The sequence below is a fragment of the Sporosarcina sp. P29 genome, assembly GCF_002743265.1.
GTDB lineage: Bacteria > Bacillota > Bacilli > Bacillales_A > Planococcaceae > Sporosarcina.
Window position 1 is genome coordinate 1 of record NZ_PDYX01000079.1, and the last position, 452, is coordinate 452.

Here is a 452-nt window from a genome sequence, read left to right on the forward strand (position 1 = left end):
CCGTCTGGGCGCGCACTTCAAGGCGACCGACCTGGTAATGAGGCTGACCATCGCCGAGCAGCAGCAGGTTGAAATTGCCCGCGCGCTGCACCGCAACAGCCGCATTCTGGTGATGGATGAACCCACCGCCGCCCTCTCCTCACGTGAAACCCATCGCCTGTTCGAGCTGATACTGCGCCTGCGAGAGGAAGGAATGGCGATTATCTATATCAGCCACCGCATGGCGGAAGTGTATGAACTCTCCGATCGCGTCAGCGTTCTGCGTGACGGGCAGTACGTCGGTAGCCTGACGCGCGACAAACTGAACGCCTTTGAGCTGGTGAAGATGATGGTCGGCCGTCCGCTAAGCGATCTGTTTAACAAAGAGCGCGATATCCCGCTCGGCAGCCCGCGTCTTAACGTGCATCACCTTACCGACGGCAAGAAAGTGCTCCCCTGCAGTCTGCAGGTGC

General features: G+C 59.5%; 1 pseudogene. It reads left to right on the forward strand.

The annotated features are described in order from the left end of the window. Positions 1-452 (forward strand): annotated as a pseudogene (locus CSV68_RS16630) (D-xylose ABC transporter ATP-binding protein); the annotation flags it as partial.